The 24,161-nt window shown below is 71.0% G+C and carries 18 protein-coding genes and 1 tRNA gene; 8 read left to right on the forward strand and 11 right to left on the reverse strand.

The genetic code is table 11. The annotated features are described in order from the left end of the window. Positions 1-73: 73 nt before the first annotated feature. The 7 genes from OHS18_RS27035 to OHS18_RS27065 all read right to left on the reverse strand — a co-directional run bounded on the left by OHS18_RS27035 (position 74) and on the right by OHS18_RS27065 (position 10,846). On the reverse strand, positions 74-889 hold the full coding sequence (locus OHS18_RS27035) for a PEP/pyruvate-binding domain-containing protein (protein WP_328612824.1): 816 nt from the start codon (positions 887-889) through the stop codon (positions 74-76). A gap of 101 nt (positions 890-990) precedes the next feature. Further along, the gene (locus tag OHS18_RS27040) at positions 991-2,634 is read right to left on the reverse strand and encodes an FAD-dependent oxidoreductase (RefSeq protein ID WP_328447927.1); all 1,644 of its coding nucleotides are present in this window, start codon (positions 2,632-2,634) and stop codon (positions 991-993) included. After that, positions 2,631-4,070 (reverse strand): MFS transporter, encoded by a 1,440-nt coding sequence (locus OHS18_RS27045; RefSeq protein ID WP_328612825.1) that lies wholly within the window; start codon positions 4,068-4,070, stop codon positions 2,631-2,633. The genes OHS18_RS27040 and OHS18_RS27045 overlap by 4 nt, the downstream gene beginning before the upstream one ends. A gap of 273 nt (positions 4,071-4,343) precedes the next feature. Next, positions 4,344-5,555 (reverse strand): cytochrome P450, encoded by a 1,212-nt coding sequence (locus tag OHS18_RS27050; RefSeq protein WP_328612826.1) that lies wholly within the window; start codon positions 5,553-5,555, stop codon positions 4,344-4,346. A gap of 29 nt (positions 5,556-5,584) precedes the next feature. Beyond that, positions 5,585-7,453, reverse strand: coding sequence for an asparagine synthase (glutamine-hydrolyzing) (gene asnB / locus OHS18_RS27055; RefSeq protein ID WP_328612827.1), 1,869 nt, complete (start codon positions 7,451-7,453; stop codon positions 5,585-5,587). Between the two features lie 97 nt (positions 7,454-7,550). After that, positions 7,551-9,452: an AfsR/SARP family transcriptional regulator gene (locus tag OHS18_RS27060; protein WP_328447921.1), complete on the reverse strand. Its 1,902-nt coding sequence runs from the start codon at positions 9,450-9,452 to the stop codon at positions 7,551-7,553. A 482-nt stretch (positions 9,453-9,934) separates the two neighbouring features. Further along, positions 9,935-10,846: an alpha/beta fold hydrolase gene (locus tag OHS18_RS27065; RefSeq protein ID WP_328612828.1), complete on the reverse strand. Its 912-nt coding sequence runs from the start codon at positions 10,844-10,846 to the stop codon at positions 9,935-9,937. A gap of 168 nt (positions 10,847-11,014) precedes the next feature. Between OHS18_RS27065 and OHS18_RS27070 the strand changes: the two genes are divergently transcribed. Together OHS18_RS27070 and OHS18_RS27075 are read left to right on the forward strand one after the other, a co-directional pair. Further along, positions 11,015-11,473, forward strand: coding sequence for a hypothetical protein (locus OHS18_RS27070; RefSeq protein WP_328447917.1), 459 nt, complete (start codon positions 11,015-11,017; stop codon positions 11,471-11,473). Between the two features lie 59 nt (positions 11,474-11,532). Then, on the forward strand, positions 11,533-11,955 hold the full coding sequence (locus OHS18_RS27075; protein ID WP_328612829.1) for a peptidase inhibitor family I36 protein: 423 nt from the start codon (positions 11,533-11,535) through the stop codon (positions 11,953-11,955). Positions 11,956-12,068: 113 nt separating this feature from the next. On the opposite strand, the gene OHS18_RS27080 is transcribed toward OHS18_RS27075, so the two are convergent. Beyond that, positions 12,069-12,141, reverse strand: a tRNA-Thr gene (locus tag OHS18_RS27080). A gap of 252 nt (positions 12,142-12,393) precedes the next feature. Between OHS18_RS27080 and OHS18_RS27085 the strand changes: the two genes are divergently transcribed. From OHS18_RS27085 to OHS18_RS27100, 4 genes are all read left to right on the forward strand, one after another. Then, complete coding sequence (locus OHS18_RS27085; RefSeq protein WP_328612830.1) at positions 12,394-13,893, forward strand: threonine/serine ThrE exporter family protein; 1,500 nt, start codon at positions 12,394-12,396, stop codon at positions 13,891-13,893. Positions 13,894-13,974: 81 nt separating this feature from the next. Further along, complete coding sequence (locus tag OHS18_RS27090; protein WP_328447911.1) at positions 13,975-15,423, forward strand: alpha,alpha-trehalose-phosphate synthase (UDP-forming); 1,449 nt, start codon at positions 13,975-13,977, stop codon at positions 15,421-15,423. 35 nt (positions 15,424-15,458) lie between these two features. Continuing rightward, the gene (gene otsB, locus OHS18_RS27095; RefSeq protein WP_328447909.1) at positions 15,459-17,990 is read left to right on the forward strand and encodes a trehalose-phosphatase; all 2,532 of its coding nucleotides are present in this window, start codon (positions 15,459-15,461) and stop codon (positions 17,988-17,990) included. 86 nt (positions 17,991-18,076) lie between these two features. After that, positions 18,077-18,604: a hypothetical protein gene (locus OHS18_RS27100; RefSeq protein WP_328447907.1), complete on the forward strand. Its 528-nt coding sequence runs from the start codon at positions 18,077-18,079 to the stop codon at positions 18,602-18,604. Positions 18,605-18,628: 24 nt separating this feature from the next. Here the strand turns inward: OHS18_RS27100 and OHS18_RS27105 are convergent, their stop codons facing one another. Next, entirely contained in the window at positions 18,629-19,294 is a 666-nt protein-coding gene (locus OHS18_RS27105) for a C39 family peptidase (RefSeq protein ID WP_328447905.1), read from the reverse strand. A 156-nt stretch (positions 19,295-19,450) separates the two neighbouring features. On the opposite strand from OHS18_RS27105, the gene OHS18_RS27110 reads away from it, so the two are divergent. Continuing rightward, positions 19,451-20,050 carry an RNA polymerase sigma factor gene (locus tag OHS18_RS27110; protein WP_328612831.1) on the forward strand — a complete coding sequence of 200 codons (600 nt, stop codon included), beginning with the start codon at positions 19,451-19,453 and terminating at the stop codon, positions 20,048-20,050. Between the two features lie 5 nt (positions 20,051-20,055). Further along, positions 20,056-21,210 carry a CU044_5270 family protein gene (locus OHS18_RS27115; protein WP_328612832.1) on the forward strand — a complete coding sequence of 385 codons (1,155 nt, stop codon included), beginning with the start codon at positions 20,056-20,058 and terminating at the stop codon, positions 21,208-21,210. A gap of 603 nt (positions 21,211-21,813) precedes the next feature. On the opposite strand, the gene radA is transcribed toward OHS18_RS27115, so the two are convergent. After that, the gene (radA, locus tag OHS18_RS27120) at positions 21,814-23,172 is read right to left on the reverse strand and encodes a DNA repair protein RadA (protein WP_328612833.1); all 1,359 of its coding nucleotides are present in this window, start codon (positions 23,170-23,172) and stop codon (positions 21,814-21,816) included. A gap of 39 nt (positions 23,173-23,211) precedes the next feature. Next, the gene (locus tag OHS18_RS27125) at positions 23,212-23,889 is read right to left on the reverse strand and encodes a hypothetical protein (RefSeq protein ID WP_328612834.1); all 678 of its coding nucleotides are present in this window, start codon (positions 23,887-23,889) and stop codon (positions 23,212-23,214) included. Positions 23,890-24,161: the final 272 nt, after the last annotated feature.

Below are 24,161 nucleotides of genomic sequence, written 5' to 3' on the forward strand. Positions count from 1 at the left end.
AACTCCGCAGCCACCGGCACATCCAGCCGGCGCGCGGCCGAACCCACCCGCAACACCGCACCCAGATCGCCGGTCACGCCGGCACCGGACGGCACCGCAGCAGCACCGCCTCACCGTCGGTGACGGCGAACTCCGCGGCCACCGGGACGGCCAGCCGCCGCGCGGCCGCGATGGTGAGCGAACCCAGGTGCTGCACCGTCTTCACGCGCAGCGCCGGCGCGCGCCGGCGCAGCTCGGGGACCGTCGACGTCCGGGTGCCCCCGGCCGCGGCGACCGTGGCCGTCGGCTTGTCCGCCACCCGGTACTCGCGGACGGCGAGCTCCGGGCCCGCCAGCACGACCAGGTCCGGGTGCAGCGGCTCGGCCAGCTGCTCGGCGAGGCCCAGGAACGCCTGCACCCGGACGCGCTCGCCGTCGGGCGCCGCGCGGACGTGCGCGCTCGCCTCCGCCGCGGTGAACCGCTGCAGCGCGAACGCCAGCCGCGGGAACTCACGAGCGCCGTCTTCGGCGAGAGCGAGCAGCTCCAGCATCGCCTCGGCCACCGTGCCGGGGCCGAGGTTGTTGAAGACCGGCCCGATCGGCAGGTCCGAGCGCCGCGGCCGGATCTGCCACGCCCGCACCGAAACCGGCTCTTCGACCAGCCCCGCGTACTCCGCGAACGGGTCGGCGGGCCGTTGCCGCACCAGGTCCCGCCAGTGCCGGACGGGCGCGGTCAGGACGATCGTCTCCGGCACCGGGACCAGGTCACCGACCCGGTGCAGGGCCCCGATCGCGGGGCCCGCGAACCCGTCGTCGCCGCAGCGCTCGTCCGTGATCGGCAGCCACCGCACCTCGTCCCGGCCGTCCGGGTACGACGGCCCGGCGGGTTCCCCTTCGCGCGTTGCGCACAACTCGTGCTCCCAAGACGTGCTTGCCGAACCGGACCTGAGCCGACGAACCGTCCGGGCAGCGGGGTGGTCCCCCGCTGCCCGGACGGCACGTTCCGAACTGATCAGCCTGCGCGGCGGCTGCCTTCTTCGCGCAACGCGAGCACCCGGGCCAGCGCGGCCCGCAACTCGTGCTCGGGGTGGCGGGGCAGCTCCCCGGCCCGCCAGGCGACGAACCCGTCCGGCCGGACGAGGACCGCGCCGCTGGCGGTGACGCCGTAGGCCGCGGCCCACCGGTCGTCCGGGTCGTCGAACTCGAAACCCACGCGGTGGACGTCCACCTCGAGGCCGAGCGCCGCCGCGGCCGCCTTGGCCGCCGCGACCCAGCCGACGCCGGCCGGCCCGGCCAGCACCGTGAAGGACCCGGTGAACAGGTCCAGTGTGGACAGTCCGGCGCCGCCCTGTTCCAGCCGCACGTGCGGCGCCCGCAGCCCGGGCTCGCCGCTGGGCGTGCGCGGGTCCTCGACGGGCCGGCCCGCGCCGGCCGTCCCGGCGAGGACCGCCGACGAGCGGTACCGATACCCGAAGATCATGGCCAGGTCGTCGGTCTTCGTGTTGTCCCCGGCCCCTTCGTGGCGGTCGTGGAGCAGCTGCATCGCGCTTTCGAGCGTCAGCCGGGCGACCGGCCGGCGTTCGTCCTCGTAGGTGTCGAGCAGCTCGTCACCGGCGCCGTCGTCGAGCACGGCGGCGAGTTTCCACGCCAGGTTGTGCGCGTCGGCGATGCCGGTGTTCGCGCCGTAGCTGCCTGACGGCGGCACGACGTGCGCCGCGTCGCCGGCGAAGAACACCCGCCCGGCCCGGTAGCGCCGGGCGACCCAGCCGCCGATCGTGGTGGTCGTGACGATCCGGTCGGACCCCGGCATCGACGGGACGAGCCGGATGTCGACGTCCGGGAGCCCGATCGCCTGCCGGGCCAGCGCCACGCAGTGCTGCCGCGTGAAGTCGGCGACGCTCTCGCCCAGTTCGGGCCGGTACGGCACGGAGAGCGCCCACCGCCCGAACTCCCGCAGCGGGATCAGGGTCGAGCCCTTCGTCGGCCGGTCCAGGTAGGCGAGCAGGAACCGGCGGCCCTGCAGCGCGGCCCCGAGGTCGGCGTCGAACACGAAGTTCGCCACCTCGAGGAGCACTCCCGGCCCGTCGGCGCCGACGCCGAGCCGGTCGCGCAGACCCGCGCGGTGGCCGTCGGCGGCGACGACGTAATCGGCGTGGAGCCGGTGGTGGACCCCGGTTTCCAGGTTGCGCACGACCGCCGTGACGCCGTCGCCGTTGTCGGTCAGCGCGATCAGTTCGGTACCGAACCGCACGTCCGCACCGCTTTCTTCGGCGCGGGCGCGCACGATCCGTTCCAGTTCGTCCTGGTCGATCATCTCCCAGTCCGCCGGGCTGAGGGACGCCGGCGGCCGGGCCTGGGCGAGCACGTCGAACCGGAAGTGCTCCTGCCCGGCCAGGGTGTCCGCGCCGATCATGTCGGGCATGTCGGTGAGGATCGACGTCCGGTCCCGGATGGCCTCCGCGAGCCCCAGGGCGCGGTAGATCTCCATGGAGCGCGGGTTGAACGCGCGCGCCTGGGGCAGCAGGGCCGTGGAGGGATGCCGTTCGACCAGGATCGGGCGAACCCCGAGCCTTGCGAGGAAGAGCGCCGTGGACAGGCCGGTGATGCCCCCGCCCACGATGAGCACCGCTGTCTCGTGGTTGCCCGGCTCGGTCATCGCGCCGATGCCCCGGCCTTGTGCTCGTCGGCGGCCGCGGCCGCCTGGCCGGCACCCTGCTTCTTGCCCGGCAGCAGGGTCGTGAACAGCAGCGCCAGCACCAGGACCCCGACGCTGACGGCGATCGCGCTGACCGTGGCGGACTCGAACCCGCTGCCCAGCCGCGAGAAGAACACCGTGCCGAACAGCGCGATCCCGGTCGCGGTGCCGAGCTGGACGGTCGTGTTCACCAGACCGGAAGCGGCGCCGGCCTGCTGCATCTGGATCTCCGACATCGAGACGCCGAACAGCGAGTTCAGCACCGCGCCCATGCCGAGCCCGAAGCCGATGACCGGGGCCAGCAGCGCCCACACGTTCAGGTCGTGGCCCAGCTGCTGCACCAGGACCGCGATCGCGACCAGGCTGGCCAGCAGCACCACGATCGCCCCGGCGGTGAACGCCCGCCCGAGCTTCGGGGCCAGCTGCATGCCCAGGACGTTGCCCACGACGATGCCGATCGTCGACGGCGCGAACGTCAGCGCGGCCTCCAGCGGCGAGAACCCGAGCCCGAGCTGCAGGTGCAGCGTCAGGATGAAGAAGACGCCGACCGCGGTGTTGATGCAGAGCATGACGGCCTGGCCGCCGGACAGGCTGCGGTACTTCAGCAGGGCCGGCGGGACCAGCGGTTCGCCGCCGCGCTTGGCCTTGATCCGCTGGTGCAGCGCAAAGATCGCGAGCAGCGGGATCGCGGCCACCATCAGGTAGATCGACCACTTCGGCCAGCCCAGCTCACGGCCCTGCACCAGCGGGTAGAAGATCGCGAACAGCCCCGCCGTCAGCAGCAGCAGGCCGCTGAAGTCCATGCGGTGCCGGAAGAACCCGGGCCGGCTCGGCATCGTGACCAGCGCGCCGATCAGCGCGAGCACGCCGATGGGCAGGTTGATCAGGAAGATCGCGCGCCAGCCGATGCCGAACAGGTCGGCCTGAGTCAGCACGCCGCCCAGCAGCGGCCCGGCGAGCCCGCCGATCGGGAACGCGCCCGCGTAGTAGGTCATCGCCTTGGGGCGTTCCTTCTCGTCGAACTCCGCGTGGATGAACGACAGGACCTGCGGCACCATCAGCCCGGACCCGACACCCTGGATCACGCGCGCGGCGATCAGCACCTCGACGTGCCCGGCGAGCCCGGCGGCCAGCGACGCGCCGGTGAACACGACCATGCCGGCGAGGAACAGCTTCTTGGTGCCGTACCGGTCACCCAGCCGGCCACCGGTGATCAGGGTGAGCGCGAACCCCAGCGCGTACCCGGCCGAAATCCACTGCAGCGCGGAATCCCCCGTGCCCAGCTCCCGCTGGATGGTGGGCAGCGCCACCGCCACGATCTGGTTGTCGATCATGTCCACCAGGACGGCCAGAACCGCGACCGCCAGTGCCCACCACCTGAGCGGGTGCTTCTCCACGACGTACTCCTTTTCCCACAGTGAACTCTCGTCTGCACTCATAATCAACGAGGCGACTCACACTGTCAACTACTTGTTTGATTAAGTCGATCAAGAGGTTGTCCGACTCATCCGAAACTACAATCAGTGACGTCGGGGCGGCAGAGTGCGACGGGCGCGTGACCGCCGCACGAATCCCCGCCCGGACACAAAAAAGCCGCTCGCACCGGCCGGCGGCCGGTGCGAGCGACAAGGGCCGGAGGCGACTGCTCCGTCGCGGGACCTACCAGCGGATCACCAGACGACGGGGACCTCGTGCGCGCCGTAGATCTGCATGTCGGTGCGCATCGGGATCTCCTCCAGCGGCACGGCCAGCCGCAGGTCCGGCAGCCGCTGCGCCAGCTTGGCGAACGCGATCCGCATCTCCATCCGGGCCAGCTCCTGCCCGAGGCACTGGTGCGCGCCGAAGGCGAACCCGACGTGCCGCTTGGGCTTGCGGGTGATGTCGAACGCCTCGGGGTTCTCGAACTGCGCCGGGTCCCAGTTCGCCGACTCGGTCGAGAGCAGGATCGGGTCGCCGGCGCGAATGTGCCGGCCACCCAGCTCGAGGTCCGTCTTCGCCGTGCGCGGCAGGCAGAACGGCCCGACCGTGAGGTAGCGCAGGATCTCCTCGACCGCGCGCTCGGCCAGATCCGGTTGCCGGCACAGGGTTTCCCACTGTTCGCGGTAGTGCAGCAGGGTCAGCGCGCCGAGGCCGATCATGTTCGCGGTGGTCTCGTAGCCCGCGATCATCATCAGGTTCCCGATGGCCACCAGCTCGTCGTCGGTGAGCGGGACGCCGTCGTCGGGCACGGCTTCGATGAGGTTGCTCATCAGCCGGCCGTCCGGCTGCGCGCGCTTCTCGTGGACCAGCGCGCGCATGTCGTCGGACATCCCGGTCATGGCGTCGAGCAGACCTTCCTTGGTCCGCTCGAGGCTCATGATGACGTGCGTGCGCTCCTGGAACAGCTTGCTGTCCTCGTAGGGCATCCCGAGCAGCTCGCAGATCACCAGCGACGGCACCGGCGTCGCGAAGTCCGGGATGAGGTCGGCGGGCGAACCGCCGGCGACCAGCACGTCCAGCTGGTCGTCGACGATCTTCTCGATCCGCGGCACCAGCGACTTGAGCCGCTTGACCGTGAACATCCCGGTCATCAGCTTGCGGTAGTGCGTGTGGTCCGGCGGGTCCATCCCGATGAACGACACGCCGAACCCGGACGCCAGGTACTCATCGGGGCTGAGGGTGACCGACGTGACCGAGGTCTGGAACTTCCGCTGGGCGCTCACGTCGGGGTGCACCAGCACGCTGGTGACGTCGTCGAAGCGGGTGACCAGCCAGCCGGTGTTCCCGTCCGGCAGGGCCACCTCGCTGACCGGGGTCTCCTCGCGCAGCTGCGCGTACTCGTCGGGCGGGGCCAGCGGGCACCGCCGGGTCATCGGCACGGGCTTGGGCTGGGTCTGGGTCATCGCACTTGCTCCTTTCCGCGGATCGCGAGTCAGATGTCGAGGGTGATGCCGTAGTGCGTGAGCCAGGTGTTGAACTGCAGCGCCATCTCGACGTTCATCCGGCTCGGCCAGTCCTGCGAAACCCCCTTGGGGTGCCGGAAGACCTCGTCGACGGACGCCTGGTCCAGCAACGGCCGGATCGGCGCGTTCGGGTCGGCCAGCGTCTCGGCGAGCAGCCCGTGCAGCGCCTCGGTGTAGGCCGGGTCCTGCGTGACGGGGTAAGGCGCCTTGCGCCGCTCGAACACCGACTCCGGGAGCAGGTCCTTGACAGCGGCGCGCAGGATGCTCTTCTCGCGGCCGTCGAACGACTGGAACGCCCACGGCGCGTTGTACATGTACTCGACGAGCCGGTGGTCCAGGAACGGCAGCCGCGCCTCGAGCCCGCACGCCGCGGCCAGCCGGTCGCCGCGTTCGAGCAGCATCGGCAGCCAGCGCATCAGCTTGACGTAGCGGACGTTCCGCATGATGCTCTCGAACTCGCTTTCGCCCTCCTGGTGCGGGGTTTCGCGCAGCGCCTGGGCGTAGTTGTCGCGGTAGTAGCTGTCCATGTCGAGCTTCTTCAGGAAGCCGTCGTTGAACAGGCCACGCCCCTGGCCCTTGACGCAGCCCGGCACCCGCTTCTCGTTGGCGATCCAGGGGAACGTGCCCGAGCGCACGAGCTCCTCGTCGTGCATCCAGCGGAACCCGCCGAACACCTCGTCGCCGACCTCGCCGGTCAGCGCGACGACCGAGTGTTCCCGGGTCGCGCGCATCATCAGCAGGTGCGACGCGTCCATGTCGCCGGCCGTGGTCGGCATGTCCTGCGCGACGAGCGCGGCGAGCCGGACCTCGGGGTCCATCAGGTCGCGGGTGTCGAGCACGAGGTGGATGTGCTCGGCCCCGTGGTACTGGGCGAGCTCGTCGGCGAACGGGCCGTCCGCGGTGTCGCGGGTGTCGTCCGGCCGGAAGTTCTCGCTGTACCCGACGTAGGTCGTCGTCACGCTGCGGACGCGTTCGCCGTTCTTCTTCAGCCAGCCGGCCGCGATCCCGGTGACGGCGCTGGAGTCGAGGCCGCCGGAGAGCAGCGTGCACAGCGGGACGTCGGCGGTCAGCTGGCCGAGGACGATGTCCTCCAGCAGCTGCCGGGTGTGCGAGATGGTGTTGTCCAGGTCGTCGGTGTGCGGCTTGGCTTCGAGCTCCCAGTACGTCCGGTCGACGACGCCGTTACGGCCGATCGCGAGCGTGTGCCCGGGCCGCAGCTGGTCCTGGTCCCGGAACACGGCCTCGCCCGGCAGCTTCGCCGTCGAGAAGACCTCGCGCAGGCCGTCGATGTCGACGACCGCCTTGGTCAGCGGGTGCGTCAGCAGCGCCTTCGGCTCGGACGAGAAGATCACACCTTCGGGCTGCAGGCTGTAGAACAGGGGCTTGATGCCGAACCGGTCGCGGACGAGCAGCATCGTCTCGGTGCGCAGGTCCCAGACCCCGAAGGCGTACATCCCTTCAAGGTGCTTGCCGCAGTCGGCACCCCATTCGAGGTAGGACCGCAGCACGACCTCGGTGTCGCTGCGGGTGCGGAAGTGGTGCCCCCGCCGTTCGAGCTCGCTGCGCAGCTCCTTGAAGTTGAAGACCTCCCCGGAGTACGTCAGCACGGCGATCGTGCGGCCGTCCTCCTCCGCGAACATCGGCTGAACGCCGCCGGCCAGGTCGATCACCGACGTCCTGGTGTGCCCGATCGCGACGTTCCGGGAGCACCAGACCCCGCGGGCGTTGGTGCCGCGGTGCTTCTGGGCCTCGTTCATCGCTTCGATCGTGGCGCGTTCCCCGGACAGGTCACGCCCGAAGTCCACCCAACCGGCGATACCACACATGCTGGCCTCCATCTGGTCGTTCGGCTGTGGCCGAGCCTGTCGACCACGGCTCGAACCCGCCTCGACAGCACCTCGGAACGACTTCCGAGGTGGACCGGATGCCCTCCGCTCAGGCGTGGTTGCGGAAGCCGAGCACCGTGCGCATGTAGATCGGCCAGAGGTACGGCGTCGCGTCGGTCTCGCCGCCGAGCAGCTCCTCGGCGTAGCACCGCGCGATCGGGTGGAATTCGAACCGGACCGGGCCTTCGTCCACCACGTCCTTCTGGATGCGCAGCAGCCCGTGCCCGACGAGCCGGGCCAGCAGCGCCTCGGCCCGTTTCGCCGGGCAGTCGAGCCGCACCGCGACCTCGGCCGCGGTGAACGAGCTCGCGCCGAGCGTCGGCAGCAGCCGGAACGCCGTCTGCGCGTGCGACGGCACCGACCGGTAGCTGCCGGCCAGCCGCGCCCGGACGTCGAGCTGGTTGAACTGCAACAGGTCCAGCGGCCGGTTGCTGGTTTCCAGGTGCTGGCGCATGTTCCGCACCGGCCACCCGGGCACCGACCGCAGCCGCGCGCCGATGCACCGCACCGCCAGGGGCAGGTAGCCGCACAACGCGACCAGGCTGCGCGCCTCGTCGCGTTCGGCGGCGATCCGGTCCCGCCCGACGATCACGGCGAGCATCTCGAGGCTCTCCTCGCCGGTCAGCGGTTCGAGGTCGATGGTGTGCGTGCCGGCCAGGCCCTGCAGGCCGGAACACGCGGTGGCCACGGCGGCGCACCGCGGCCCCGCCGGCAGCAGCGGCTGGACGTCGGCGTCCGAGGTGACGTCGTCCAGCACGACCAGCACGTTCCGGTCGACGCTCCAGGTCCGGAACATGGTCGCGCGCTCCTCGACGCTGTCGGGCAGCCGCTCGCCGGGGAAGCCGATCGACCGCAGGAACTGGCCGAGCACCTCCTTCGCCCCGGCGGCGGCGCCGAGGTTCGCGTAGAACTGCCCGTCGCCGAACGCCGGCCGCAGCCGGTGCGCGACGCGGACCGCGAACGTCGACTTGCCGACGCCGGGCATGCCCATCACGGACACGATCCGCAGCCCGTCGTCCGACCGCTCGGCCGGCGAAAGCCACCGCACGGCCGAGCCGATCAGCTCGGCGCGTCCGGTGAAGTCGGCGATGTCGTTGGGCAGCTGCGCGGGCGCGACCAGCTGCACCCGCTCGGCCGGGACCTCCGGCGCCGGGCGGGATTCGGCGGTCTCGGTCAGCATCGAGCGGTGCAGCCGCTGCAGATCGGGCGACGGTTCGAGGGCGAGCTCCTCGACGAGCCGGCCGCGGAAGCGCCGGTAGACGTCGAGGGCCTCGTCACGGCGCTGGCAGCGCTGCAGGGCGAGCATCAGCTGGCTGTGGAACCCCTCGTGGAGGGGCTGGGTCATGGTCAGTTCCTTGAGCTCGCTGACCAGGCCGCGGTGCCGGCCCAGCTGCAGGTCCGCCTCGATCCGGCCCTCCAGCGCCCGCAGCCGGCTCTCTTCGAGCCGCACGGCGTAGGCGCTGAGCAGCTCGCCGGTCTCGACGTCGCTCATCGCGGGACCGCGCCACAGCCGCAGCGCGTGCCGCAGCAGTTCGGTGGCCTCCCCGGGCTCGCCGCTTTCCAGCGCGGCACTGCCCTGCTGGGCCATGTGCTCGAACTGGATCTTGTCGACGGCCTCGGCGGCGATCTCGAGCCGGTAGCCGTGCCACCCCGTGTGCAACCCGGCGGGTTCGTGCCCGGATTCCTTGGGGAACAACGACTTCCGCAGCCGGTGGATGTAGGTCTGCACGGTCACGTGGGCGCTGCGGGGCGGGTCGGCACCCCACACCTCGTCGACGAGGTCGGTCGTCGACACGAACTGGTTCGCCCGCACGATCAGCAGCGCGAGGATTTCCCGGAGCTTGGGCGCGCTCGGCGTGATGTCCCGGTCATCGGACAGCACGCACAACGGACCCAGCAGTTTGAATTGCAGCAACACGCCGAACATCCCCCAGATGACGATTCCGTCCACCCGGTTTCCCTGGCTTCCGGAAATGTGTTGCGATCACCCACGAAAGCCAGCACGGAATCGGCACTCCCCCACGGCCGCCGCACCGCACATCGTTGTTTATCGCAGGTAAGTTTTCCGCATCCGGAGCAGCACCCGGACACTCGAATTCCGCATCGACCACCACCCCAGGCGACACATTCGTAGATCGACTTGTGCCGAAAGCAGGTTACCCGCCGTCGTTGCCCGAGGTCAACCCGCGTACGCTGCGCAGCGTACGCGAACCGACACGCCGTCGAAAGCCTCGAACGGATGTCGTCAAGAGCGGATTCACGAGTCGGCAATACGCCTGATATGCCTGGTTCACCTGGCGTGAGCGCTCACATTCCGACAAGAACGGGGCGCGGCCTTGCGCCGTTCGGGGCACTGCCGGCCGGACGATCATGTCCCCGGGAATTCATGATCACCCCCGGGGGCCCCATAAGAACTACGGCGAGCACTTCCGATCAGTCGAACGGCGGATTAGGTCGCTTTCCCGGATTCCCCCGGCCTTCTCGGCCGAGCACCTCGCGCAGCCGCGCGGCGAAGGCTTCGGGCTGTCCGGCGTAGCCGAATTCGCCGCCCATGAACCCGCCGTGGTGGCTCGGGAAAACGGTGGCCCGCTGCCCGAGCAGCTCCGCCGTCGCCACCGCCGTCCGCCCGGTGAACACGGTCAAGGATTCCTCACCGACGGCGATCACGACCCGCGTCGCCGCCGCGGCGAGCGCGTCGGCATCGGGCCGGTAGCCACTGACGGCCCAGGACCGATCGGACAACAGCGGATCGTCCCGCCGCCCGTCGTCCTCGGCGCTCATCCCGAACCGCACCGGGTCCGCCGGCGGCTGCGCGAAGTACTCGTCGGTGTACTCGCCCGGCCACGACGTCATGCCGATGAAGGCGGCCATCCCGGCCCCGGACCCGCCGGCGAGATAGGCCTCGGTCACGGCGTTCCGGGCCCGCTCGGCAGCAGCGGCATCGGGAACCACGGAAAGCAACGGCGGCTCGTGCGCGACGAGGGTTCGCACGTCATCCGGACAGGCGGCGACAAGCGCGAGCGCGGTCACGGCACCCCCGCTGCTCCCGAAGAGATCGACGGCCCCGCCCCCGACCGCCCCGATGACGGCGTGCACGTCCCGGGCCTGAACCCCGGGCTCGTGCGCGACCCGCCCGTCCTTCCGCACACTGCGCCCGATCCCCCGGGGGTCATAGGTGACGACGGTCCGTTCGGGAAAGAAGGAGGCAAGGGTCGCGAACCCCTCGGCGGCCATGGGCTGCCCGACCATCACCAGCGGCGGCTGCTCACTCTCGGCGGGAGCGGGCCCGTGCACGTCGTAGGCGAGGTCCGCCTCGGGCGTCTCGAGGATGTTGGTCGTGGCCATACGCGACCTTAAGCCCCGGATCACGCCGTCGGCCCCGTGCGCGTTACGCCGAACGGGCGATACCCGGGCATGAACGACAACCGACGACGCCGCTCGGGTGTGTGGGCTCGGACTAGCAACACCTCCGCGCCGGACGGCGCGGAGGCGGACCAGGGGAGGAATTCGAGTATGAAAGCGCGAATCGCCAGTGTGCTGGCGGCCTCGGCGGTTGCCGCCGCGGGCATGACCGCGGCGGCGGCGCCGGCCGCGACGGCCGGAGTCCTGGGCGGCGAGTGTGGCGCGGGGTACTCGCTGGTGGGGCTGCACAAGGTCGGGAACCAGCACACGGACAAGATCGACCTGCACATGGAGGTGTACTACTCCGCCTCCGCGAAGAGGAACTGCCTGATTTCCCGGCACGCGGGGGACGCCTACGGCGAGGTCCGCGAGACCCATGCCCGGATTCGCCCGTCCGGTGCCGCCTGGCCCTCGTGCAACAGCACCGGCTGCGACTACGGCAATTACGCCTACTACGCGGGCCCGGTCTACACCCCGGCAGGCGTCGACATGTCCCATCGTTGCGTCGACATCGCCGGCTACGCGGGCATCCAGGTCGACAAGATCCTTTACAACCAGCACTGCGGTTAGCACTCGATCCGCAGGAGCACGGCACCGCCGGGTGCCACCATCGATTCGGGAGGAACACGTTGGGAACCCTGGGAAGACGCGTCGGCACGGCCGCGCTGGCGATCGGGAGTGCGATCACCGTGCTCGCCGCGGTAGCCCCCGCCGCGAGCGCGGCCCCGGTGCGCAACGGGAAGTGCGAAGCGGGCGAGTTCTGCCTCTACTACGAGTACGACCTGCAAGGATCGGTATCGGATTTCACCACGTCGATTCCCAACTACGGGAGTTCCCAGCCGGACTGCTACGAGTTCAAGGGCCCGGGCACCGGCCAGCACGCGTGCGTCAAGAACCGGGCGCTGTCGGGGTACAACAGGACCAGCCACGTGGTCAGGCTCTACTTCAACAGCAACTACAAAGGCACCTACATCGACTTCGCACCCGACGACGCGCGAGACGGCGGGCTGGGCCCGCTCGACTTGAACAACGCCTCGCACCAGATTCGCTGAGGACGTGATCCACGGGCTCGGACCGGCCGGAGCCACGGCCGGTCCGGGCCCGCGCAAATCGCGGCCCGCCGCCACTACCTCGGCCGAATGGCGCGTCGACGATCCTTCTTCGGAGCCGCCAAGGGGGCTCGAACCCCTGACCTTCTGTTTACAAGACAGATGCTCTACCAACTGAGCTATAGCGGCCTGACGCCGAAGGCGCCGCCCGCAGTCTACCGGGCCCGCCCCGGCGACCGGCTCCGGCCACCCGGCCGCGCTCGTCTCGAAGATCGGGACGGCGACGCCGCCCACCCGCGCGCCGGACACGCCTCGAACTGCGCGAATCCCCTGGTCACGACAAGATGATCAGAACGTGGTGGACGCCACTCCATGATCCGTGCAACGGTCGGGCCGCGGGTGTCGATGGTCCTCGGGAACGAGCGAGGAGGTGGATGGATCATGAAGATCAGCGAGCGCACCAACGGGGGCAAGGCCACCAGATGGCCCCTGCTGGAACCGCCCGCGCAAAGACCGCGCACCCACCGGCCGAACCTGCTGCGACGCCGTCCTTGGCACGTTCTCGAAGCGCCCACCGGGGAGTTCCCGGCGGTCGACGCCGAGGAGGCGATGGGGCCGCAGCTGCCCGATGACGCCACCGTCAACTTCGTGCTCGACCTCTCCCTGCGCCTCGGCGAGGTGCAGATGGCCAGCGGCGCCGGCGCCTCGGACGTCAGCGCGACGATCATCGCCATCACCGCCGCGCTCGGGCTGCCGCACTGCGAGGTCGACGTCATCTTCACGTCGATCACCGTCACCTGCCACCGCGGCACCGACCTCGCGCCGGTGACCGCGCTGCGGGTCGTGCGCAGCCGCAGCCTCGACTACACGCGGCTGACCGAGACCGAGAAGCTCATCCGCAAGATCGTCCGCGGGCACCTCGGCGCCGAGCAGGCGCAGACCGAGCTGGAGCGGATCACCGAGGCGCCGCACCCGTACCCGCGCTGGGTCGCGACACTGGCCTGGGGCGGGGTCGCCGCGTTCATCACGATCCTGCTCGGCGGCGGTCCCGACATCGCGCTCGTCGCGTTCGTCATCAGTGGCGTGATCGACCGGATCGGCCGGTTCGTGAACCGGTACTCGCTGCCGTTCTTCTTCCAGCAGGTGATCGGCGGGCTGGTCGCGACGCTGTCCGCGATGGCCATCGTGAGCAGCGGCCTGCTCACCACCGACCGGCCGACGCTCGTCGTCGCGGCCGCCGTCACGGTGCTGCTGTCCGGGCTGTCGACGGTCTCGGCGGTGCAGGACGCCATCACCGGCTACAACGTCACCGCCGCCGGGCGCACCATGGAAGTGGTGCTGATGTCGGCCGGTCTGATCTCCGGCGTCGTGCTCGCCCTGCGGATCGCCGTCCTGCTGAAACTGCCGCTCACGCCCTTGCCCGAGGTCACTGGCTCGACGCCGCGGGACCTGCCGCTGGTCGTCATCGGCGGCGCGGGCGCCTCCGCCTGCTTCGCGCTCGCGTCCTACTCCAAGATGCGCGCCACGCTGGTCGCGATGGCCGCCGGCGCGATCGGCGCGGCCGTCTACGGCGGCCTCATGCTGACCGAGCTCGACGGCGTCAGCTCGTCCGCGATCGCCGCGACCCTGGTCGGTTTCTGCGGCGGCGTGCTCGCGCGACGACTGGGCGTCACCCCGCTCGTCGTCGCCGTGTCCGGGATCACTCCCCTGCTCCCGGGCCTGTCCACTTATCGTGGTCTATACCAAATTGGGGTCGAGCCGGGAGCCGACATCTCGACGCTCGTGACGGCGGTCGCCATCGGGCTTGCCCTGGCCGCGGGCGTGGTACTCGGCGAATGGCTCGCCCAGCCGGTGCGCACCGGACTGGGCAGGCTCGAACGCCGGTTCGCCGGACCACGCATGGCCGGTCCGCTCGAACCGGCCGATCGGCGCTTGGAGTAACCCGACGGTCACCGGCTGTTCATCGCTCACGCGATAGGGTTTCACTCTGGGGCCGCGACCCAGGACGCGAGGAGCGAGCACGTGACTGATGCGCCGACTAGGGAGAACTCGAACCAGGCCGATTTCGTCGTGGTGGCGAACCGGCTACCGGTGGACCTCGAACGCACGACCGACGGCCAGCGCCGCTGGACGGCCAGCCCGGGTGGGCTGGTCTCGGCGCTCGAACCGTTCCTGCGCTCGCGCAAGGGCGCGTGGGTCGGCTGGCCGGGGGTGCCCGACGTCGACGTGGACGAGTTCGACGACGACGGTCTCGTGCTGCACCCCGTCTCGCTGAGCGCCGACGAGGTCCGCGACTACTACGAGGGCTTCTCCAACGCGACGCTCTGGCCGCTCTACCACGACGTCGTCGAGCGCCCGGTGTTCGACCGGGCGTGGTGGAACAGCTACGTGAAGGTGAACCAGCGGTTCGCGCAGGCCAGCGCCGAGGTCGCCGCCCCGGGCGCGACCGTGTGGATCCAGGACTACCAGCTGCAGCTGGTGCCGGCGATGCTGCGCGAGCTGAGACCGGACCTGCGGATCGGCTTCTTCCTGCACATCCCGTTCCCGCCGGTCGAGCTGTTCATGCAGATGCCGTGGCGCGCCGCGATCATCCGCGGCCTCACCGGCGCGGACCTCGTCGGCTTCCACCGCCCCGGCGGGGCGCAGAACTTCCTCTGGCTGTGCCGCCAGCTGATCGGCCTCGAGTCGACGCGCGGCGCGGTCGGCGTCCGGTCGCGCCCGGGCACCATGCAGGTCGGCGACCGGACCGTCCGCGTCGGCGCCTTCCCGATCTCCATCGACGCCGCCGGGCTCGACCAGCTGTCCCGCACGAAGGGCGTCCAGGAGCGGGCCGCGCAGCTGCGGCGCGACCTCGGCAACCCGAAGACCGTGCTGCTCGGCGTCGACCGCCTCGACTACACCAAGGGCATCGACCTGCGGCTGCAGGCGCTGCACGAGCTGCTGCACGAAGGCCGCCTCCAGCCGGACGACGTCACGTTCGTGCAGCTGGCCACCCCGAGCCGCGAACGCGTCGAGCACTACCAGCGGATGCGCGGCGAGATCGAGCAGATGGTCGGGCGGATCAACGGCGAGTTCTCCCGCGTCGGTCACCCGGTCGTGCACTACCTGCACCAATCGGTCGATCGCACTGAGCTGGCCGCCTTCTTCTCGGCCGCGGACGTCATGGTCGTGACGCCTCTGCGTGACGGCATGAACCTCGTCTGCAAGGAGTACGTCGCCACGCGGCACGACCTGGGCGGCGCGCTGGTGCTCAGCGAGTTCGCCGGCGCGGCCTCGGAGCTCTCTAGCGCATTCCTCGTGAACCCCCACGACCTGGACGGGGTGAAGGATGCTCTGGTGGCTGCCATTACGCTCGACCCGGCTGAGGGCCGTCGCCGGATGCGCGCCATGCGTCGCCAGGTTCTCACTCATGACGTCGACCGTTGGGCGCGCTCGTTTCTCCAGGCGTTGGGTGCCGAAGCGGTGGATTGACCACACGACCACGCACGAGCTCCTGAGGAGGAGTGTTGACTGCCGAGGCCTTGCCCGCCGAGCTACGGCGCGCGATCGTCCAGATCGCCCGTACTCCGCGACTGCTGGTCGCCTGCGACTACGACGGCACGCTGGCTCCCATCACCCTCAACCCGGACGAGGCCCGGCCGTTGCCGGAGTCCGTCGGCGCCCTCAGATCGCTCGCCGGTCTGCACGAGACGACCACCGCGGTCATCTCGGGCCGGGCCCTGCGCGACCTGGCCACGCTGTCGCGGCTGCCGTCCGAGGTGAACCTCGTCGGCAGCCACGGCTCGGAGTTCGACATCGGCTTCATCCACGCGCTCGACGAAAAGGCGCGTGAGCTGCACCGACGGCTCGAATCCGAGCTCGAACAGCTCGTCCTCGACGTCCCGGGCGTGTCGCTGGAGGTCAAGCCGGCCAGCATCGCGGTGCACGTGCGCCGCGCCGAGCACGAGGCCGGCCGCCGCGTGCTCGCGGCCGTCCACAGCGGACCGTCGAAGTGGGACGGCGTCTCGACCACCGACGGCAAGGAGGTGGTGGAGCTCGCGGTCGTCCAGACGGACAAGGGCCGCGCGCTCGACATCCTGCGCCACCAGGTGGGCGCGACGGCGGCGATCTTCCTCGGCGACGACGTCACCGACGAGAAGGCCTTCGCCCGGCTCTCCGGCCCCGACCTGGGCATCAAGGTCGGCGACGGCGAGACGCTGGCGGGCTACCGGGTGCCGGACACCGTCGACGTCGCACTGGTGCTCGGGTTCCTGCTGGAGGAGCGCCGCAACTGGCTGTACGGCGAGTCGGCCCCGCCGATCGAGCGGCTGTCGATGCTGGCCAACGAGCGCTCGGTCGCGCTCCTCACGCCGGACGCGAAGCTGACCTGGCTGTGCCACCCGGGCCCGGACGCGCCCGCGGTGTTCGCCGACCTGCTCGGCGGCGAGGGCGCGGGCCACTTCTCCATCAAGCCGCACCGCAACGGCCTCCCGCTCGGCCAGCGCTACCTGCCGAACACGATGACGGTCGAGACGCGCTGGTCGCGCCTGCTCGTCACCGACTACCTCGAGCCGGAAAGCGCACCGCACCGGACGGACCTGGTCCGCGTCATCTCCGGGGAGGCGGCCGCGGCCGTGACCTTCGCGCCGCGGCCCGAGTTCGGCGGCGTGCCGGTGAACCTGGAGATCACCGAGGGTGGCGTCAAGGTGCTCGGCACGTCGGAGCCGTTCGTGCTCTACTCGCCGGGCGTCGAGTGGACGATCACCTCGGACGGCCTGCACGACTCGGCGACCGCGCTGGTGCAGCCGACGCCGACCCAGCCGGTGGTGCTGGAGCTGCGCTGCGGCACGCCGGACCTCGGCCCGCACGAACTGTCCGAAGTGGAGCGACGCGACCGCGCGGGCCGCTACTGGAGCGAGTGGACGTCGAAGCTGCAGCTGCCGACGGTCCAGACCGACCTGGTGCTGCGCTCGGCGCTGACCCTGCGCGGCCTGGTCAACACCGACACCGGTGGCGTGCTGGCCGCGGCGACGTCGTCGCTGCCGGAGGAGATCGGCGGCGTCCGCAACTGGGACTACCGCTACTGCTGGATCCGCGACGCGGCGATGACCGTCCGGGAGCTCGTGCACCTGGGCTCGATCGAGGAGGCCGAGGGCTACCTCAAGTGGCTGCACGGCGTGCTCGCGACGCTGGCCGGCCCCGAGCGGCTCCACCCGCTGTACACGCTTTCAGGCAGTGTCATCGGCGCCGAAGCCGTCATCGAATCCCTGCCCGGGTACGCGGGTTCGCGGCCGGTGCGCGTCGGCAACCTGGCGAACCACCAGGTGCAGCTGGACGTCTTCGGCCCGGTCGTCGAGCTGGTCGGCACGCTCGCCGCGGCGCGCGGCAACCTGCGTGACGAGGACTGGCAGATGGTGCGCGCGATGGCGGAAGCCGTCACGCGGCGCTGGAACGAGCCGGACCACGGGATCTGGGAGGAGCGGCACGTGCCGCGCCACCGGGTCTACTCGCGCGTGATGTGCTGGGTGACCATCGACCGGGCGATCAAGCTCGGCGAGCAGTACGGCCGGGGCGTGCCGGGCGCGTGGCCCCCGCTGCGTGACGCGATCGCCGCCGACGTGCTGGAGCACGGCTGGAACGACGAGGTCCAGGCGTTCACCACGGCCTACGACGGCACGGACCTGGACGCGGCGTCGCTGTTCGTCGGGCTCACCGGCCTGATCGACCCGGCCGACGAGCGCTTCCAGCAGACGGTCACCGCGATCGAGGCGGAGCTGCGCAGTGGGTCCACTGTGTACCGTTACCGCCGCGACGACGGCCTCCCCGGCGGGGAGGGCGGTTTCCACATCTGCGCGGCGTGGCTGATCGAGGCGTACCTGCTCACCGGGCGGCGCACCGAGGCCCAGGAGCTGTTCGACCAGATCGTCGCGGCGGCCGGTCCCACGGGCCTGCTGCCGGAGCAGTACGACCCGATCGCCGAACGGTCCCTGGGCAACCACCCGCAGGCGTATTCGCACATCGGGCTCATCCGGTGCGCCAACTTGCTGGCGGCCAGTTAGCCCTTTCGGTCCGAACTGCCGTCAAGGCCACCTTGCGGGCGTCAGACGCCCGTAAGGTGGCCTTGAGGGCGTTCGGAGGTGATGCGGTGCAAGGAACGTTCGGGCAGGTCGAGTACGTACCGCTCCCGCCCCGCTTCGCCGAGCGCGTGCGCTGGGGATCGGTGGTCGTCGGCTGCTCGATGATCGCCGGCATGGTGCTGCTGTTCGGGCTCACGACGTTCCTGCAGGGCATCGTCCACGGCCACGCCTTCCCGGATTCGCTGCTGGGAAAGGCGGCCGCGGTGCTGCCCCCGCTGGCGGTACTGGCGATGGCGGTGCTGGTGCTGACGTGCCGCCGCTGCCTGCGCGGCGACTACCTCGTGATCGCGAGCGCCCAGTCGGCGCGCAACGCGTTCGTCTTCACCTACGTCCTGACGCTGATCCTCATCCTCGGCGCGTGCGCCGTCCCCATCGTGTTCCGCGTCTGGCACGAAGCCCGCACGGCGCGAGCCACGGACCTGCTCACGACAGCCGTGACGCTCGCCTTCGCCACCATCGGTTTCCTGGTGGGAATGTTCTGCGTCCGGCCGTCGATGCAGACCTTGCGACGCTTCAGCGATCACCCGATCTGGTGAGCATTTCAGTCCACAGTGGACGGCTCAGGCCGCGTAGCCCTTCGGCGGGATGAGCGTCGCGAGCTGGTTGAAGGTCAGCCAGTAGATCTGGTTGCCGCCGAAGCTGGCCGGGTCGGCGATCTTGACCGTCATGTCGGAGCTGTCGTAGCCGATCACCGTGAAGTAGTGGTAGATCGTGTAGTTCGGGTAGCCCGGCGGGTGGTTGTTCGCCGGGGCGACGATGTTCGCGACGATCGCGTACCCGTTGTTGACGTCCAGGACGATGTCGCGCCACAGCAGGTCGCGTTGCGCCTGCGTCGGCGGGTCGTTCGGCATCTCCTTGGTCTCGTACCAGGAGGTGCCGAGATCCTGGTTGAGGACGCCGGTGACCTGGCCGATCCAATCGGTGCCGTTGGTGGTGGTGCCGAGCTGCGAGGCGAGCGTGGCCTGGCTCGGCACGTTCGACGTCCGGGCCGAGATGGCGATCCGGGTGGCGGCCGGGCCGCACCAGTAGCCGGTGTTCTGGACCTGGTACTGGACGTTCAGCACGGCTTCGGCCCGCTCGACGCCGTCGACGTGCGCGGGCGCGGCCATGGCGTTGACGAACCCGGGCGCCGGCACGACGTACTTCTGGGCCCCGGCCACCGCGGGCGCGGTGAGGAGCCCGGAAACGGCCATGAGCGTGACGAACCCCAGACGAAATCTGCGCATGACGATCCTTCCCCAGTTTTGACGCCGGTTGGCCAGCGTCGAACAAAGGGATGATCGCGACAAGAGCCGCCGGTTGTCTCGTACCGCACCTGAACGGATCACGACGAAGGTAGGTTCGCCCGTGAACACCGGCGGGGCCTGCGGGCAACAGGGGGAATGCAGGTGATCCAAGAAGGTGCCGACGTCTGGGGGCACGACCGTCCCGACCTGGGCGGGGTCGATCCGGCGCCGGTGTTCGCCCGGCTCTTCGACGCCCACGCCGGGCCGCTGCGGCGCTACCTCGCCCGCCGGGCCGGCGCCGACGCGGCCAACGACCTCGTCGCCGAGACGTTCCTCGTCGCGCTCCGGCGCCGCGAAAGTTACCGCCCGGAGCTCGGCACGGCCCGCTCGTGGCTCTACGGCATCGCGACCAACCTGTTGCGGCACCACGTGCGGTCCGAGCTGCGCGGCCTGCAGGCGACCGCGCGGCTGGCGCGCACCGGCGAGCTCAGCCACGCCGGGCACGACGGCCGGGTCGCCGAACAGGTCGACGCCCAGACCCGCGCGGCCCAGCTGGCCGGCGCGCTGGCGAAGCTCAGCCCGGCCGACCGCGACACGTTGCTGCTGGTCTCGTGGGCCGGGCTCGATCCGGGCGAAGTCGCCGAAGCCCTGGGCATCCCGCCGGGCACGGTCCGCTCGCGGCTGCACCGGATCCGCCGCTGGCTGAGAACCGCGGCACCGACGACCACCGCCACCCCCACCGCGAAGGAGGCGTAGTGCCCATGACCGACGACAACATCCGGCAGATCTGGTCCGACGCCGAACTGGACGCGGCCCTGGCCCACCTCCACGACGACGTGGGCGACGACGTCGATCTGACGTTCGCCCGCACCTCTCTCCTGACGGCCGCCGGCGCCGAACCCGAGGCACCGCCCGAGCCGGCGAAGTCCCGCGGCGCGTGGCGGTGGATCGCGGTGGCGGCCGCCGTCGCCACGCTCACCGGCGGCCTGGTCGTCGCCACGCAGTTCGCCAACCGCGCCGCCGCCCCCGCCCCGATCGCGCCGGCCGCCACCTTGCCCGGGCTCGACGACCTGCGTGGCGTGGACCTCCCGATCGGCCCCGGCGAGTTCCGGCTCACGACGTCGTCGTCGTGGATGGAGGCCGACAAAGGCTCGATCCCGACGACCTACGTGGGGACGCAGACCGAGCTCTGGATCCCCGCCGACCCGGCCGGGGACTGGCACCTGCACTCCACGCTCACGAACACCCCGACCGGCCTGCAGGTCCCCACACCGCGGATGGAACCGGTACCGGTGCACATCACCGACACGACCGGCGCCGGCGGGATCTTCCCCGGGATGTACGGCGGACCCGACTTCCTGGGTTCCTGGGACGCACCGACGGCGCTGTTCGTCACGAACCTGCCCGCGGACGTCCAGGCGCTGCGCGCCCAGCTGATCGACGCCCAGCGCGGCTTGGGGACCCCGGTGCGCCGGGGCGAGGAGAACAGCCCCGGGGCGGCCGTCCAGATGGTGCGCAAAACGCTGGAGCTGGGCCTGGCCCGCGGGGACGTGCGGGTGGCGCTCTGGCGGGCGCTGGCCGGCATCGACGGCATCGTGACCACCCCGGGCATGCCGTCCCCGGACGGCCGGATCGGTATCGGCTTCACGGCGAAGGACGGCGGCACGCTGATCGCCGACCAGGCGACGGCCCAGCTCATCGGCTACACGCTGCCGCGCAAGGAGTCGATCGGCGGGACGGGCATCCCAAGTTCGAAGGTGCTCCCGCCGGTCTCGTCGACGCCCAACGTGCCGAGGGCCCCGAACGGGACGGCGATCATGACCCCGAACCTCCCGCCACACTCGTCCCACCCGCCGGAGGAGCGGAACTCGATGGCGGAGAGCTACACGTACTCGGTCACCAAGACCGACCGCTGACCCGTGGTGGCCGGGCGTCCTGGGGGCGCCCGGCCATCACACCAAGCCGGGACCGACCCGGCCGTCAGCCCATCCCGACGGCCTCTCAGGAGCGGCGACCCCCGGGCCGGCGGGCCCCGGGGTGGCGGGCCCCAGGGTGGCGGCATCAGCGAACCCGCCATCCGCCGGGCCGACAGCAGCAGCCCGGCCACCCGCCGAGCCCACAGCAGCCGCAGCCCGGCCACCCGCCGAGCCCACAGCAGCCGCAGCCCGGCCAGCCGCCGCCGCAGCCCAGCCGCCGAGCCAGCAGCATCCGCTCGGCCACCCATCAGGTCGAGGCATCCGCACGCCGACCATCCGCCAGCCCATCCCCGGACCGGGGCCGTGGCCGTGGCCGTGGCCGGAGCACCACCAAACCGCTATCCGCCGGGCGCCCACGGCACCAGCGGCCGACCTCCCGCCCAGCCCACAGCCAGCCACCGAACCAGCGGCATCACCAAACCCGCCATCCACCGGGCACCCACGGCACCAACGACCCGACCTCGCGCCGAGCCCGCAACAACAGCCCGGCCAGCCGCCCGAGCGAGCGGCATGAGCGCGCCGACCATCCGCCGGCCGATGACGTCAGCGGGCGTGGCTCGCCGCGTTCAGCGCGTCCGTGACGTTCGCCACCTCCAGCACCCGGATCCCCGCCGGCGGCTTGCCCGAATCCGGCGGCACCAACGCGTGCGTGAACCCCAGCCGCGCCGCTTCGGCCAGCCGGCGCCCGACACTCGGGACCCGGCGGATCTCACCCGCCAGCCCGACCTCGCCCACCGAGACCAACCTGGGCGACAACGCCACGTCGCCGAACGACGACGTCAAAGCCAGTACCAGCGCGAGGTCGATGCCCGGTTCGGTGATCTTCATGCCGCCGACCGTGGCCACGTAGACGTCCTTGTCGCCGAGCTTCAAGCCGCCGCGTTTCTCCAGCACCGCCAGGACCATCGCCACCCGCGCCGAGTCGAGGCCGCTGACCGCGCGCCTCGGCTGGGGGGCCGACGTCGACGACACCAGCGCCTGGACCTCGCCCAGCAGCGGCCTCTTGCCCTCCATCGCGACCGTGATCGCCGTGCCCGGGACCGGCTCCGCCGTCTGGCTGATGAACAGCCCCGACGGGTCCGGCACCCCGACGATGCCTTCTTCGACCAGCTCGAAGCAGCCGATCTCGTCGGCCGCGCCGAACCGGTTCTTGATGCCGCGGACCATGCGCAGCGTCGAGTGCTTGTCGCCCTCGAACTGCAGCACCACGTCCACCAGGTGCTCCAGCACGCGCGGGCCGGCCACCGTGCCGTCCTTCGTGACGTGCCCCACCAGCACCACCGGCAGCCCGCGTTCCTTGGCCAGCGCGACCAGCCCGGACGTCACGGCCTTCACCTGGGTCACTCCGCCGGGTGAACCGTCCACCAGCGGGGACGCCATCGTCTGCACCGAGTCGACGATCAGCACGCCCGGCTTCACGTCGTCGACGTGCCCGAGGATGGCCGAGAGATCGCTTTCCGCGGCGAGGAACATCCGGTCGTGGACGTTGCCGGTCCGCTCCGCGCGCAACCGGACCTGGCCCGCGGACTCCTCGCCCGTGACGTACAGGGACCGGTCGACCGTCTTCGCCCATTGGTAGGCGACCTCGAGCAGCAAGGTCGACTTGCCGACACCGGGTTCACCCGCGAGCAGCACCACCGCGCCCGGCACCAAGCCGCCGCCCAGGACGCGATCCAGCTCGGACACCCCGGTGCGGCGCGCGCGGGCAGTTTCGACGTCGACTTCGCCGATCGGCCGCGCGGGCGCGCTCGGCGCACCGGCCGCGACACGCTGGATCGCCGGTTTGCCGGCGGCTCCACGTTCCGCGAACGAGCCCCACTCCTGGCACTCCGGACACCGGCCGAGCCACTTCGCTGCTTCGTACCCGCAGCTCGCGCAGCGGTAGTTGACGCCTTTCTTCACCCCGCGAGGCTATCGGCGCCCACCGACAAAAACGGGGACCTACCCCTTGTCGTGCGCCGGCGCCGCCACGGGCAGCTCGACGGTGACCGGGCCGGCGTTCTTGAAGACGAACGTGACCTTCAAGGTCTGGCCGGGCCAGAGCGGCTGCTTCAACGCGGCGAGCGTCACAGTGCCCTTGCCGACGGTCGCGGGGGCCGCGGTCGGGGTCTCGCTGGTGGCCGGAGCCGCCGAAGACGACGAGGACGTGGAAGACGCGGAAGAGGTGCCCGTGGAGCTGGTCCCGGTCGCCGTCGGCGCTTCCGAAGAAGAGGTCGGCGCGCCCGAGGAGGTGGGCTGCGCCTGGTTGGTGGACTCGACCGCGTCGTCCGGGCCGATCACCAGGGAGTGCCCGGCGACGATGTCCTTCGAGCCGCCGACGGTCGCCTGCGCGCCGTCCTCGGTCGTCACCGAGACGAGCGAGTCGTCCTGGGTGCCCTGGTTGACGATCGTCAGGGTCAGCGCCGGGGTCGCGCCGCTCGCGTAGCCCGCGCCGGACGTCGGGTACTGGACCGCGGCGTCGCGCAGGACGATGGTCTTGACCTGGGCGTGCGTGCCGTTGACGGCGGGCTGCTGCGTGTCGGTCTGGGTGATCTGGCCTGCCCCGCACCCGGCGAGCGCGAGCGCGGCACCGAGCGCCAGCACGCCCGCGCCGAGCACGCGACGATTCTGCAGCCTCACGTCGCAGTCCCTTCCCTTTTCACGAGCCTCGTCCCCGCGAAGACTAGCCCGGGGCGATCTCCAGCGCGGAACCGGTCCGCGTTGCGCTCAAGATCAACCGTCCACAAAGGAATTCGCAATGGCCGCACGGACCCTTCGCCGTAACCTGCGTGAGCACGGGGGTCCGACGTTTGTCAACCCCCGCCCAGGCCGCTGACCTGCGAGGACGAGTCCGCCCGCTAGGTGGGCACTGGCGGACCGTGATAGGATGGGGTCAGCGAAAGGGGCAGAGG

This window comes from Amycolatopsis sp. NBC_00355 (genome assembly GCF_036104975.1).
GTDB lineage: Bacteria > Actinomycetota > Actinomycetes > Mycobacteriales > Pseudonocardiaceae > Amycolatopsis.